Origin of the sequence: Azospirillum oryzae, assembly GCF_900177515.1 — a bacterium.
Taxonomy (GTDB): domain Bacteria; phylum Pseudomonadota; class Alphaproteobacteria; order Azospirillales; family Azospirillaceae; genus Azospirillum; species Azospirillum oryzae_A.
Genome location: NZ_FXAK01000001.1, coordinates 222,289 through 235,001, shown reverse-complemented (window position 1 = coordinate 235,001; position 12,713 = coordinate 222,289). Strand labels below are relative to the sequence as shown.

Sequence of the window (12,713 nt, the reverse complement as noted above, 5' to 3'; positions counted from 1 at the left end):
TTCAGGCGGCCAGACCGTTGTCGATGGCGATGCGGATCAGGGCGCGGGTGCTGTCGGCGCCCAGCTTGTCCTTGATCTGGGTGCAGCTGTTGGCCACCGTCTTCTGACTGATCCCCAACCGCTCCGCGATGGCCGCCGTAGTCAGTCCGCGTCCGACCAGCCCCAGGATTTCCCGTTCGCGCTGGGTCAGTCCGGCCAGCGGGTCGGATGGCGGCATCAGGGTCATCAGCGCCAGATCGCGGGCAAGGCCGCTGTCCAGATGGATGCGCCCGGCCAGTACCGTGCCGATGGCGGAGGCGAGGCTGTCGGGCGCGTCGTTCTTGGTGACATAGCCCCTGGCTCCGGCCTTCAGTGCACGGGCGGCGATGGCCGGATCCTCATGCATGCTGAAAATCAGGACGGGCACCGCCGGGGTTTCCTCGCGGATGCTGCGCAGCACCGCCATGCCGCCGCCGTCACCCGGTATGTTGAGGTCGAGGACGACGACATCTGGCCGCTCCGCCCGCCACAGCGCCAGCGCGCTGCCGACATCCTCCGCCTCGACCACGCGGCCGAGCGCCGCTTCGGCCAGCAGGCGCTGGCAGCCGGCCCGGACGATGGGGTGGTCGTCGACCAGAAGAATGGTACGGGTCACGTCATACGCTCCAATGCGGGCGGGGAGGATGGCGAAAGGGCCGGGCGGCACAGGCGGGCCGATACGCGGGTGCCGCCGCCGGCCGCGGTTCCGATCGCCAGGGTGCCTCCAAGCGTACGGACCCGTTCCGCCATGCCGGAAATGCCGAAGCCGCTTTTCCCCGCATCCCCGCCGCTCGGCAGGCCCGGGCCGTCGTCGATTATGGTGATCTCGACCATGTCGGGGTCGATCCGCAGGGCGACCGCGACGGCAGACGGCGCGGCGTGGCGAAAGGCGTTGACCAGGGATTCCTGAACCAGCCGGTAGACGGTCAGCCGCAGCACCTCGTCGCAGCCGTCGAGATCGGCCATCGCCGCCGGCGGTTCGATGGTCAGCGTCACGGCGATGTCGGGCTGGCGCCGCATCCACTCTCCGGTCAGTTCGGCCAGCGCCTCGCTCAGCGGCAGTTGGTCGAGCAGGGCGGGGCGCAGGCGGGCCAGGATGCGGCGGCTCAGCCGGTGGACCTCCGCCGCCGTGTCCAGGATCTTGGCCGCACGTTCGGCGGCTTCGCTGTCGGCAGCGCCGTCGCGCAGGCGCAGGATGCGGCCGGCATCGACCTTGATCGCGAACAGGGCGGCGCCGAGTTCGTCGTGGATTTCGCGGGCGATCTCCCGCCGTTCGGCATCCTGCGCGGCGACGATCCGCTGGCCGGCCTGCCGGTTCTCCCGCTCCGCCGCCGCCAGCCCGTCGGCCAGGGCGGCGATGCCGGCTCCCAGCCGGTCGAGTTCGGGCACGCCGCGACCGTCGACAGCGAAGGCATAGTCGCCGGCGCGCAGCCGCTCCACCCCCGCTTCCAGCCGCGACAGCGGAGCCAGGGCGCGCCCGACCGCGAGGTGGGCGGCCGCCATCAGCAGCAGCCCGACCGCCAGCATCGCCGCGGCGAGATCGCTCATATCCTCCCAAACCTCGGCAATCTCGTCCCAGGGCTCGGCGACGATGCGCAGATCGCCGCCAAGTTCGCCCGTGTCCAGCCGCCGTTCCAGCGGCTCACCGCCGATCAGCGCGGCGAACCAGTCCGGCGCCCGCCGTTCCGCCGGTTCCGGCTGCGGCAACCCGTCGGGTCCGATGAAGCGAAGGTGGCGCAACCCCATCCCGTTCAGGATGCCGATGCCGCCGGGCATCTCCCCGCGCTCCGCCATCGCCAGTCCCAGCGCGCCGCCCAACTCGAGGGCGGATGCCATTTCCGCCCGGACGGCATCGCGGGCGTTGGCGACCATCACCGCCCCGCCGGCCGCCGCCATCAGCAGCAGGAAAAGCCCGATCAGGGCCAGGATGCGCAGCCTCAACGACACCGCCGCCCACTCCGCAATAAGACCAATGACGGAATGTTAGTCGATCCATCGGATCGGACGCCATCCGCCCTTCGGACAATCGAATGATGCTGCCGATGTGGATTTGTACGTTCCGCATCGGCGGACGGGAAAAAATCCTGGTCCGGCCGGGATGTCGTCATGGCTCACCGTCAAGAAGTTCTTCCCCGGATTGTCGAATGGAACCATGCCGCCGGGGGAGAGACTATTGGACGTGGCAAGACAAGGTGCTGTGCGCCGGGCGGGATGCACAGACCGGCTTTGAAAAGGTCCTGCCGCTCAGAAAGCAACGGCCTTCTGGCACGACCCTTCTGGCACGACATCGTCACGTTCGGCTTTTCCGGTCCCGCGGGCGGCATCGCCTCCCGCCGTCCGCGGAATCGGGAACAAGCCGGCGTGGCGGTATCGCCGCCGCTTTGCGGCGGACGACACGAACGCCGCTTGGCGGCCAATCATCGGGGGAAACGCATGACACTTTCGTCCTACAGCACATCTGCGGGCAGCACCAATTCCGGCACCAAGCCGCGCCGCCGGGTCCATCTGGCAGGAGTCGCCGGCGTGATCGCCGCGCTGTTCCTGGCCGCGGCTCCGGCGGGGCCGGCGCTGGCCTCCGAGGTCACTTGGGACGCCATCGCCAACGATGCGAAGAACACCGGCGACGTGCTGATGTACGGCATGGGAGTGGAAGGCAAGCGTTTCAGCCCGCTGAAGCAGATCAATGCCGAGAGCGTGTCGCGTCTGGTTCCGGCCTGGTCCTTCTCCTTCGGCGATGAGAAGCAGCGCGGGCAGGAGACCCAGGCGCTGGTCCATGACGGCGTCATCTACGTCACCGCCTCCTATTCGCGGATGTTCGCGCTGGACGCCAAGACCGGCAAGCGGCTGTGGAGCTATGCCCACCGCCTGCCCGACGACATCCGTCCCTGCTGCGACGTGGTCAACCGCGGTGCGGCGATCTATGGTGACAAGCTGTTCTTCGGAACGCTCGACGCCTCCATCGTCGCGCTGAACAAGGACACAGGCAAGGTCGTCTGGAAGAAGAAGTTCGCCGATCACAAGGTCGGCTACACGATGACCGGCGCGCCGACCATCGTGAAGGACCAGAAGACCGGCAAGGTTCTGCTGATCCACGGCTCGTCCGGCGACGAATTCGGCGTGGTCGGGCGGCTGTTCGCCCGCGATCCCGACACCGGCGAGGAAATCTGGATGCGTCCGCTGGTCGAAGGCCACATGGGCCGGCTGAACGGCAAGGACAGCACACCGACCGGCAGCGACAAGGCCCCCTCCTGGCCGCGCGACAAGGACGGCAATCTGGTGGAGGCCTGGAACCATGGCGGCGGTGCGCCGTGGCAGAGCGCCACCTTCGACGTCGAGACCAACACCATCGTCATCGGCACCGGCAACCCGGCGCCATGGAACGGCTGGGCGCGCTGGCCGGGCGACAGCCTCTACACCTCGGGCCAAGCCTATGTCGATCCGACCACCGGCGAGCTGAAGGGCTTCTATCAGCACACGCCGAACGACACCTGGGACTTCTCCGGCAACAACGAGCTGGTGCTGTTCGACTATACCGACGCCGCCGGCAAGACGGTGAAGGCGACGGCGCATGCCGACCGCAACGGCTTCTTCTATGTCACCGACCGGACCAAGCTGGCGACGGCCGGCGGTGAGCCGAACAAGCCGAACAGCGTGATCGCCGCCTACCCCTTCGTCGACGGCATCACCTGGGCCAAGGGCATCGATTTGAAGACTGGCCGTCCCATCGAGAATGAGGGACAGCGTCCGCCGCTGCCGGCCGAAGGCGAGAAGCGCGGCAAGCCGGTCGAGGTGTCGCCGCCCTTCCTCGGCGGCAAGAACTGGAACCCGATGTCCTACAGCGAGGACACCAAGCTGTTCTACATCGCCGCCAACCATTGGAAGGAGGATTATTGGACCGAGCATGTCGGCTACAACCCCGGCTCGGCCTATCTCGGCATGGGGTTCCGCATCCACAAGATGTTCGACGACCATGTCGGCAGCCTGCGGGCGCTGGATCCGAAGACCGGCAAGATCGTCTGGGAGCATAAGGAGGAACTGCCGCTGTGGGCCGGCACGCTGGCCACCGCCGGCAATCTGGTCTTCACCGGCACCGGCGACGGCTTTGTCAAGGCCTTCAACGCCAAGACCGGCGAGGAGCTTTGGCACTTCCAGACCGGGTCGGGGATCGTCTCCTCCCCCGTCACCTGGGAGCAGGACGGGGTGCAGTATGTCGGCATCACCACCGGCTATGGCGGCGCGGTGCCGCTGTGGGGCGGCGATTTGGCCGACCTGACCACCCGCGTGACCCAGGGCGGCTCCTTCTGGGTGTTCAAGCTGGCCGACGTGAAGGTCTCCAGCACCAAGTGACCGGGTCCTGAGAAACCGGACCAAGGAACGCCGGGGCATAAGACCGCCCCGGCGCCTTTCATCGGAGGCATCATCATGACGTCGCGCTTCGCCACCCTGCAGTGCCGGAAACGGCCCGATGACTTCCGTCGGCTCTTTGCCCTGGGCGTCCTGACCCTCGGCCTTTCAGCACCCGTTTCGCCATCGCTCGCAGCGGGAATGGAGACTGCGGCCATCCCGGCGGCGTCGGACGACCAGACGGCGCAACCAGTCGGCGGCGGCGAGGAGGAGCGGGCGAGCGTCGTCGACGGCTGTACGCTCGGGCCGCGGATCGTCTGCCCCAATCTGGACCTGCGGCACCGCAATCTGCGTGGCCTATCGCTGGCGGGGGCCGATCTGCATGGGGCCAACCTGATGCGGGCCGACCTGCGCAAGGCGGACCTGCGTGGCGCCAACCTGACCGGAGCCATTCTGGACGGCGCCGACCTGCGCACCGCCTTCCTGCAGGGCGCCCGCCTGTCGGGAGCGCGGTTGCGCGGCGCCAATCTGGAATTCGCCCGCGCCACCGGCGCCGATTTCACCGGCAGCGACCTGACCGCCGCCAATCTGGAGGCGATCCGCGCCGACAAGGTCAATCTCGCCGGCGCCAGCCTAGAGGGGGCCAATCTTCAGGAGGCGAAGATGGCGCTGTCCAACCTGTCCGGCGCCAACATGGACGGAGCCAAGCTGCGCTTTGCCATCTTCCAGGATGCGCTGATGACCGGCTGCCGGGCCTGTCCCACCGGTTGGTAATTTCAGCAGTGCCGGCCGCGCTTCGGGGTCGCGGCGTCGCAGCCGCAACAACCCCCGCAGCCTTCGGCCGCCTGTGACGGGACCGGCCGTCCGGCCAGCCGGCGCAGGCGGTTGCGCCAGGATGCCGGCAGCAGGATGCTCCAGGCCACCCAGGCAAAGGCGGCGGCGACGATCAAGCCGACCAAGATGCTTTCCATCATGGCTCAGCCTCCCAGCAGGGCGGTGGACAGGCGGAAGGTGACGAATGCGGCGCCATAGGCGAGCGCCGTCATGTAGGCGATCATCATCAGCATCCAGAACCAGCTGTTGGTTTCCCGCTTCACCACCGACAGGGTGGAGACGCATTGCGGGGCGAACACGAACCATGCCAGCAGGGACAAGGCGGTGGGCAGGCTCCAGTCCGCCGCCAGCACACCGGCCAGCGAACCGGACAGCGCGTCGCCCGTCTCGCTCAGTGCGTAGACGGTGCCGAGCGCCGCCACCGCCACCTCGCGCGCCGCCATGCCCGGCACCAGGGCGATGGCGATCTGCCAGGTGAAGCCGATGGGGGCGAGCAGCGGCGCCAGCGCATGGCCGAGCATCCCGGCGAAGCTGTAGTCGATGGCCGGCCCCGTGGCCCCGTCGGGTGCCGCCGGGAAGCTGCCGAGGAACCACAGCAGGATCATGATGGCGAAGATCACCGTGCCGGCGCGGGCCAGGAAGATGCGCGTCCGCTCCAGCAGCCCCAGCAGGATGTCGCGCGGGCTGGGCAGCCGGTAGGACGGCAGTTCCATCAGCAGCGGCTCGCGGGCGCCCTTGAAGATCGTGCGCTTCAGCACGAAGGCGACTGCGAGCGCCGACAGGATGCCGGCGGCATAGAGGGTGAACATCACCAGCCCCTGCAGCCCGATCATGCCGCCGGCCACCGTCCGGCTGGGGACGAAGGCGGCGATGATGAGTGTATAGACCGGCAACCGGGCCGAGCAGGTCATCAGCGGCGCGATCATGATGGTGGCCAGCCGGTCGGCGCGGTTCTCGATGGTGCGGGCCGCCATGATGCCGGGAACCGCGCAGGCGAAGCTGGACAGCAGCGGGATGAAGGCCCGGCCGTGCAGCCCGACGCCGCCCATCAGCCGGTCGAGCAGGAAGGCCGCCCGCGCCATGTAACCGGTGGATTCCAGCACCAGGATGAAGAAGAACAGCACCAGGATCTGCGGCAGGAAGATCAGCACGCTGCCCACCCCGGCGATGATGCCGTCGGTGATCAGGCTTTTCAGCATGCCGTCCGGCAGGGCGGCGCCGGCGGCAGCCTGCACCCAGCCCAGCGCGCCGTCGATCATGTCCATCGGCACGGCGGCCCAGGCGAACACCGCCTGGAACATCAGGAACAGCACCAGCAACAGGAAGGGCAGGCCGACCGCCGGATGCAGCAGGGCCGCGTCGATGCGCCGGGTGGCGAGCGACGGCTTGCCGGCATCCTGAAGCGCGGCGGCCAGGATGCCCTCGACCTCCTGGTGATAGGCGCGCAACTCCCGCGCCGACGGCTCGCTCCAGCCGCAGGGCGCAGCGGCGAGGTCGGTCGTCATCGCCATCATGCTGCGGTCGATCTGGTCGAGCAGCCCGGACACGCCGTTGCGCCTGATCGCCACCGTCGGCACCACCGGTACGCTCAGCGCCGCCGACAGGGCCGCCGCATCGACACGGCAGCCGCGCGCCACCGCCACGTCCATCATGTTGAGCGCGAGGATGATCGGTCGCCCGAGCTTCTTCAACTCCAGCACCAGCCGCAGATGCAGGCGCAGGTTGGTGGCATCGGCGACGCAGACCATCGCGTCGGGCGGCGCCTCATGCCGGAAACGGCCCAGCACGACATCGCGCGTCACCTCCTCGTCGGGGGAGCGGGCGCGCAGGCTGTAGGTGCCGGGCAAGTCGACGATCTGCACGCGGGTGCCGGCGGGACTGAGAAATTCGCCGATCTTGCGCTCGACCGTCACGCCGGGGTAGTTCGCCACCTTCTGGCGGGCGCCGGTGAGCGCGTTGAACAGGGCGGTCTTGCCGCAGTTGGGATTGCCGACCAGTGCGATGCGTGGCGGCACGGCCGGAAGCACGGGGGTGGATAGAACGGTATCGGACATCGCGGAAATCCTTCCGCAGGAAGGGGAGGCGACGGCTCAGCCGAGCGTCACCAGAACGGCGTGCGCCTCCGCCCGGCGCAGGGCCAGGGTGTGGTCGTCGATGCGCACGGCAAGCGGATCGGCACCGGGGAATCCTTCATGCAGGATTTCCACGCGGGCGCCTTCGATCAGGCCCATCTCGATCATGCGGCGTTCCAGTTCGCCGGGCGGCAGCGGGGTGACGACGGCGGCCTCGTCGAGGCCGGTCACCACCGCGCGCTGACCCTTGCGCAACGCGCCGAGACGGCAGCCATCGCCGCTGGACGGAGGGTCGGAGGTGGTGCCAAGGGTGATGCTGGTGGAGATGGGATGTCGCAGGCCGGAAACAGGAGAGGTCATTCGGGATCACCTTTCGGCGGCGCTGGGCCGCAGTCACCATAGTGATGCGAATAACTCGCAGTAGCGATGTGACGAAGCGTCGCAAAGCTTGCCGGCCGGCCGGCGGGCTGCTGGAGGGGCGCTCGTCCATTTTGCACCCTTGCCCTGCCGGCGCCGCGGCGACCAAATAGGGGCCGGAAATCAGGCCGTTGCCCGGGTGGGGCGGCGGCCGGTCGGGAAGGTACAGGATGACAGAAACACAAAAGGATCCCTTCGCCGCGGCGGCGTCCTTCAACGCCGGCGTCTATGGCACGGGGCTGCGGCCGGTGCGGGCGGACCGGTTGGCGGAAGCGGTGCGGCGCCTGTTGCGGGCGGCCGGCAGCGAGGAGCAGGAGGCGGCGGTCGTCGCCGACCATCTGGTGGAAGCGAACCTGCGCGGCCATGACAGCCACGGCGTCGGCATGCTGGCGATGTATATGCCGGCGATTGCCGCCGGGCTGCTGCGGCCCAACCAGCATGCGACGGTGATCGGCCGCTCCGGTCCCTTCCTGGCGGTCGGCGGTGGCAGCGGCTACGGTCAGGTGATCGCACGCGAGGCGATGGATCTCGCCATCGAACAGGCACGGCGGGAGGGGCTGGCGGTGTTGTCCCTGCGCGACAGCCACCATATCGGTCGCGTCGGCTCCTATGGCGAGCAGTGCAGCGACGCCGGGCTGGTCGCGCTGGCCTTCGTCAACGTCGTTACCCGCCCGGCGGTGGCGCCGCATGACGGCACCCGCCCTCGGCTGGGCACCAACCCGATCTGCATCGCGGTTCCCGGTACGGACGCCACCCCGGCCCTGGTGCTGGATTTCGCCACCAGCGCCGTCGCCGTCGGCAAATGCCGCGTCGCCATGGGCAAGGGGCAGGAGATGGCGCCCGGCCTGCTGCTCGACCCGCAGGGCGACCCGACGCAGGATCCCGGCGTGATGTTCCAGGATCCGTCGGGCGCCCTGCTGCCGCTTGGCGGGCACAAGGGGTTCGGGCTGGCGCTGATGTGCGACGTGCTGGCCGGGGCGCTGGCCTCGGCGATGCCCGGCACGCCGTCGCACCAGAACTCCGGCCGGGTGATGAACAACATGTTCGCCATCGTCTTCGACCCGGCGCGCGGCGGCAACGCCCAGTGGGCGGCCGATCTCGACGATTTGGTCGCCTATGTCCGCGACACGCCGACGGTACCGGGGGTGGACGCCATCCAGATGCCGGGCGAGCCGGAAAGCCGCACCCGTCGGCAGCGTCTGGCCGACGGCATCCCGCTGGACGGCGCCACGCTGGCGATGCTGGACAGCCTGGGGCGGGAGCGTGGACTGGACCTGGGCGAATTGCTGGCCTGAAGACGGTCAGCCCAGCAGTTTCAGCGTCGCCTCGTCCGGTTGGCCGCCGCAGTAGCGGTCGAGGGCCTTGCGGTAGAGGTCGCCGTCCTCTGCCGCAGCCCGGGCGAACAGGGTCATGGAGGAGCGGAACTTCAGGTCGTCCGGCGAGCCGAAGATCTCATGAAGCGTCCGCCCATCCACCGCCAGCACGGTCTCCGTCGCCTGTGCCAGCCGGGAACCGAGGACCGGGTGCGCCAGATAGGCACGCGCCTCGTCGAGCGAGGCGATGCCGTAGAACTGCGCGGTGGCGGAACGGCCGAGGTCGCGCAGCTGCGGGAAGATGAACCACATCCAATGGCTCCGCTTATGGCCGGCCCGCAGTTCCTCAAGCACGGTTGCGAAGACCGGATCCTGCGCCTTGACGAAGCGCTGGAGGTCGAAAGGATCGTCCTGCGGCATGGCGCTGCTCCTTATCGGGTGCCATGCCGAGACATCGGTTGCCGACCAGCGCTTCGCAACGGCTGTTTGCGGGATCAGCCGCCGGTTGCCAGCGCAATGGCGATCTTGCCGAAATGGCTGCCGCGCGACAGGGTGGCATAGGCGCCGGCCGCATCCTCGAAGTCATGGACGCGGTCGACCACCGGGCGGATTTTGCCGGCGTCGATGGCGCGCACGGCCTCGCGCAGGTCGGCCACCGATCCGGTGTTGCTGCCGACCACCTTCAGCATCTTCATGATGATCGGGAACAGCGAGGCCTGGAGGTCGGCGCCGCTGAGGAAGCCGATGACGAAGACCGTGCCTTCCTCCGCCGTGGCGTTCAATGACCGGGCAAAGGTCTGGGCGCCACCGGTCTCCACCACCAGATCGACGCCGGCCCCGCCGGTCAGTTCCAGAACCCGCGCGTCCCAGTCGGGAGTCGTCCTGTAGTTGATCGCCTCATCGGCGCCGAGCGCCTTCGCCCGTTCCAGCTTCGCGTCGGAGGAGGAGGTGATGATGACGCGGGCGCCCGACGCCTTGGCGAATTGCAGAGCGAACAGGCTGACGCCGCCGGTGCCGAGCAGAAGCACGGTGCTTCCCGGACGCACCGCGCCGGTGCGGATCGCCCGCCATGCCGTGGTCGCGGCGATGGGAAGGTTTGCCGCCTCGGCGAAGGACAGGTGGCTGGGCACCGGCACGAGGCTGGCGGCGGGGACCACCGCGTAATCGGCGAGCGAACCGGGCATATTGATGCCGCGCATCCGCCGGCCGGCGACCGGCGGCAGCGTACCGGCCTGCCAGTCGGGCAGGAAATGCGGGATGACCCGGTCGCCTTCCGTCAGTCCGCTCACGCCGGGGCCGATCTCCGCCACCTCCCCCGCACCGTCGGCGACGGGGATGAGCGGCATGGACGGCACGGGGAAGGCGCCGGTCGCCACCGCCAGATCGACATAATTCAGGCTGGCGGCGCGCAGGCGGACCAGCACCTCGCCCGCGCCGGGGGTGGGGCGCGGCAGTTCGGCGATGCGAAGGGCGTCGAGGCGGGGGGCTTCAAGCTGATAGGCGCGCATCGGGGTGGTTCCTTGCTTGCTGTAATGTGTGACGCGAAGCTAGCCCGTTGCGCTTGAGCCTTTAATCCGGTGTGTCTGCATGATATTGCTGCACATCATGCACGAATTGAGCGATCAGGGGCTGGAGGAGGTCGCCGCCTTCCTGGCGGTTCTCGACACCGGCGGCTTCGCACCGGCGGCGCGGGTGCTGAACCGCGACGCCTCCGTGCTGTCGCGCCGGGTATCGGCGCTGGAGCGGCGGCTGGGCGTCCGGCTGCTGGAGCGCACCACCCGGCGGGTGACGCCGACGGAGGCCGGGCGCCGCTTCGCCGACCGGGCTCGCATGGCCCTGACCCTGCTGGCCGATGCGGAGCGGGAGGCTGCCGACGCCGGAGCGGTGCCGCAGGGAACGCTGCGGCTGTCGCTGCCGGAGGCGTTCGGGCGGCTGTGGGTGGCACCGCTTCTGCCCGACTTCCTCACCGCTTTTCCGCGCGTGCGGATCGAAGCCTTCTACAGCGACCGTTTCGTCGATCTGGTGGGGGAGGGGTTCGACCTTGCCATCCGCATCGGCCGGCTGCCCGATAGTTCGCTGGTGGCGCGCCGGCTGGGGGCGGAACGGCGGCTGGTCTGCGCCGCGCCATCCTACCTCGCCGCAAGGGGAGTCCCGCAGGAGCCGGCCGATCTCGCCGGCCATGACGCGCTGCTGTTCGCGCTGTTCGATTCACCGTCGGATTGGCACTTCAGCCGGGGGCGCGAGCGGGTGCGGGTGCGGCTGTCCGGGCCGCTGCTGACCGACAATGTCGATAGCCTCGTCCATGCGGCGGTGGCCGGAAAAGGGCTGCTGGTGTGTTCGGAATGGCTGATCGGGCGGGAACTGGCCGGCGGGCGTCTGGTCCGCGTGCTGCCGGATTGGGAGGTCGGCAGCGACGCCGGCAGGGGCGGCGGCGGGGAAGCTGCCATCCATCTGGTCCGTCCGTCCGGCCGCTTCACTGCCGGCAAGACCCGCGCCTTCGCCGACTGTATCGCGGACCGGCTGTCGCCGCCACCCTGGAACCGCCCACCCTGACGGGCGCTCCGGTCAGCCTCCGCCGATCTCCACCGGCATGCGGACGAGGTCGCGGTTCCAGGTGATCCTGCATTTGTCCAGGTTCAGCCGCGTCATGTAGACATAGGCGGTCTTGCCGACATCGTCGAAGTTGCGGCTCTGGCTGGCGGGATCGAGCAGGGCGGGGTAGTCGAAGGCCGTCTTGTCGCCGCAGCCGTAGCGGAACAGCAGCGGGGCCGCCCACAGAAGCTCCGGCTTCGACCAGCTCACCAGATCCGGCGAGGTCGTGGTCCAGATGCCGGTGCGGCCGTCGCGGGTCATCGCCAGCGTGGCGATGAACCGGCCGCTGGCGCGGTGACGGACGATGCTGCGCACGGTGCCTTGCAGGACATCGGGGGCGACCGGGGCGCAGAGATGGGCCTCCGGGGCGTCTTCAATTTGGTCATCACGGACAAAACGGACGGAAAAGGATTTGCCGTCCCAGCCGCGCCAGGAGTGTGGATCGGCGAGATTGTCGGTCCGCATCAGACAGGCGCCGCGCTTCTGCGCCCCGAACCGTTCGGCCCACAGGAAGGCGTACCAGTGGTCGCCGTTGCGGACGATGTTGCTGGGCGCGAAATAGCCGGTGCGCTGGCCGACATCGCCGCCGTAGGGGTAGGGCAGCGTCGCGACGGTGTGGTTGGGCGGTGCGGCGCTCAGGCGGAAGCTCGCACCGCCGTCGGTGGAGATCGCCGCGGTGATGCTGTTGCGCCAGCAGCGCATGTATTGGCCGGACGGGCAGAGTGCCGGGCGTTTCTGGGCGTGAAACTCGTTGCTGACCAGGGCGAAGACGGTGTTGCCGTCCGGGGTGTAGAAGGACGAAATCCAGCTGCGGTCGTCATGCAGGCGCGGGTCGTCCTGGCCGTGGCCCTGGAAGATCACCGCGCAGTTCGGCCGCACGGCGTCCAGCGACGGGCCGGTCAGCGCCCGCGCGGTGGAATGGGACGCGATCAGGTGCACCGTGCCGCCCGCATCGCGGAAGGCGCGCGCCGGGGTGTCCGGCGCGTCGCTTCGGGCGCAGGCGTCGCGCTGCCAGGAGGTGACCGTTTCCGGCTCCCCCGTCCTTTTGATCGTCAGCGCGTGGGCGGGGGCGGCGGCCATGCTCAGCGACAGCACGAGCGCCGCGGTCCGGCGGAGCATGGCG

12 protein-coding genes are annotated in these 12,713 nt (G+C 69.1%); 4 read left to right on the top strand and 8 right to left on the bottom strand.

Translation table 11 applies throughout. The features are described from left to right. Position 1: 1 nt before the first annotated feature. Entirely contained in the window at positions 2-634 is a 633-nt protein-coding gene (locus B9N97_RS01090; RefSeq protein WP_085082473.1) for a response regulator transcription factor, read from the bottom strand. Next, a complete protein-coding gene (locus B9N97_RS01085) occupies positions 631-1,965 on the bottom strand; it encodes an ATP-binding protein (RefSeq protein ID WP_244560483.1) in 1,335 nt (444 codons plus the stop codon). Before B9N97_RS01085 ends, B9N97_RS01090 begins: the two co-directional genes overlap by 4 nt. Positions 1,966-2,451: 486 nt before the next feature. On the opposite strand from B9N97_RS01085, the gene B9N97_RS01080 reads away from it, so the two are divergent. Next, positions 2,452-4,365 (top strand): methanol/ethanol family PQQ-dependent dehydrogenase, encoded by a 1,914-nt coding sequence (locus B9N97_RS01080; RefSeq protein ID WP_143266307.1) that lies wholly within the window; start codon positions 2,452-2,454, stop codon positions 4,363-4,365. Between the two features lie 75 nt (positions 4,366-4,440). Further along, positions 4,441-5,136 (top strand): pentapeptide repeat-containing protein, encoded by a 696-nt coding sequence (locus B9N97_RS01075; protein WP_085082471.1) that lies wholly within the window; start codon positions 4,441-4,443, stop codon positions 5,134-5,136. Between the two features lie 2 nt (positions 5,137-5,138). Here B9N97_RS01075 and B9N97_RS01070 read toward each other — a convergent pair whose 3' ends face one another. The 3 genes from B9N97_RS01070 to B9N97_RS01060 are packed head-to-tail and all read right to left on the bottom strand — an operon-like array spanning position 5,139 to position 7,628. After that, positions 5,139-5,336, bottom strand: a complete 198-nt coding sequence (locus tag B9N97_RS01070) for a hypothetical protein (RefSeq protein ID WP_085082469.1) — start codon at positions 5,334-5,336, stop codon at positions 5,139-5,141. A gap of 3 nt (positions 5,337-5,339) precedes the next feature. Then, positions 5,340-7,250, bottom strand: coding sequence for a ferrous iron transport protein B (gene feoB / locus B9N97_RS01065; RefSeq protein WP_085082467.1), 1,911 nt, complete (start codon positions 7,248-7,250; stop codon positions 5,340-5,342). A 36-nt stretch (positions 7,251-7,286) separates the two neighbouring features. Further along, on the bottom strand, positions 7,287-7,628 hold the full coding sequence (locus B9N97_RS01060) for a FeoA family protein (protein ID WP_085082465.1): 342 nt from the start codon (positions 7,626-7,628) through the stop codon (positions 7,287-7,289). A 227-nt stretch (positions 7,629-7,855) separates the two neighbouring features. Between B9N97_RS01060 and B9N97_RS01055 the strand changes: the two genes are divergently transcribed. Then, positions 7,856-8,980 carry a malate/lactate/ureidoglycolate dehydrogenase gene (locus B9N97_RS01055; RefSeq protein WP_085082464.1) on the top strand — a complete coding sequence of 375 codons (1,125 nt, stop codon included), beginning with the start codon at positions 7,856-7,858 and terminating at the stop codon, positions 8,978-8,980. A 6-nt stretch (positions 8,981-8,986) separates the two neighbouring features. Here B9N97_RS01055 and B9N97_RS01050 read toward each other — a convergent pair whose 3' ends face one another. Continuing rightward, the gene (locus B9N97_RS01050) at positions 8,987-9,418 is read right to left on the bottom strand and encodes a DUF1810 domain-containing protein (protein WP_085082462.1); all 432 of its coding nucleotides are present in this window, start codon (positions 9,416-9,418) and stop codon (positions 8,987-8,989) included. Positions 9,419-9,492: 74 nt separating this feature from the next. After that, positions 9,493-10,506 (bottom strand): zinc-dependent alcohol dehydrogenase family protein, encoded by a 1,014-nt coding sequence (locus B9N97_RS01045; protein WP_085082460.1) that lies wholly within the window; start codon positions 10,504-10,506, stop codon positions 9,493-9,495. A 79-nt stretch (positions 10,507-10,585) separates the two neighbouring features. Here B9N97_RS01045 and B9N97_RS01040 point away from each other — a divergent pair, with 79 nt between their 5' ends. After that, positions 10,586-11,551, top strand: a complete 966-nt coding sequence (locus B9N97_RS01040; protein WP_208621111.1) for a LysR family transcriptional regulator — start codon at positions 10,586-10,588, stop codon at positions 11,549-11,551. A gap of 12 nt (positions 11,552-11,563) precedes the next feature. Here B9N97_RS01040 and B9N97_RS01035 read toward each other — a convergent pair whose 3' ends face one another. Beyond that, complete coding sequence (locus tag B9N97_RS01035) at positions 11,564-12,709, bottom strand: hypothetical protein (protein ID WP_085083246.1); 1,146 nt, start codon at positions 12,707-12,709, stop codon at positions 11,564-11,566. Positions 12,710-12,713 lie beyond the last annotated feature (4 nt).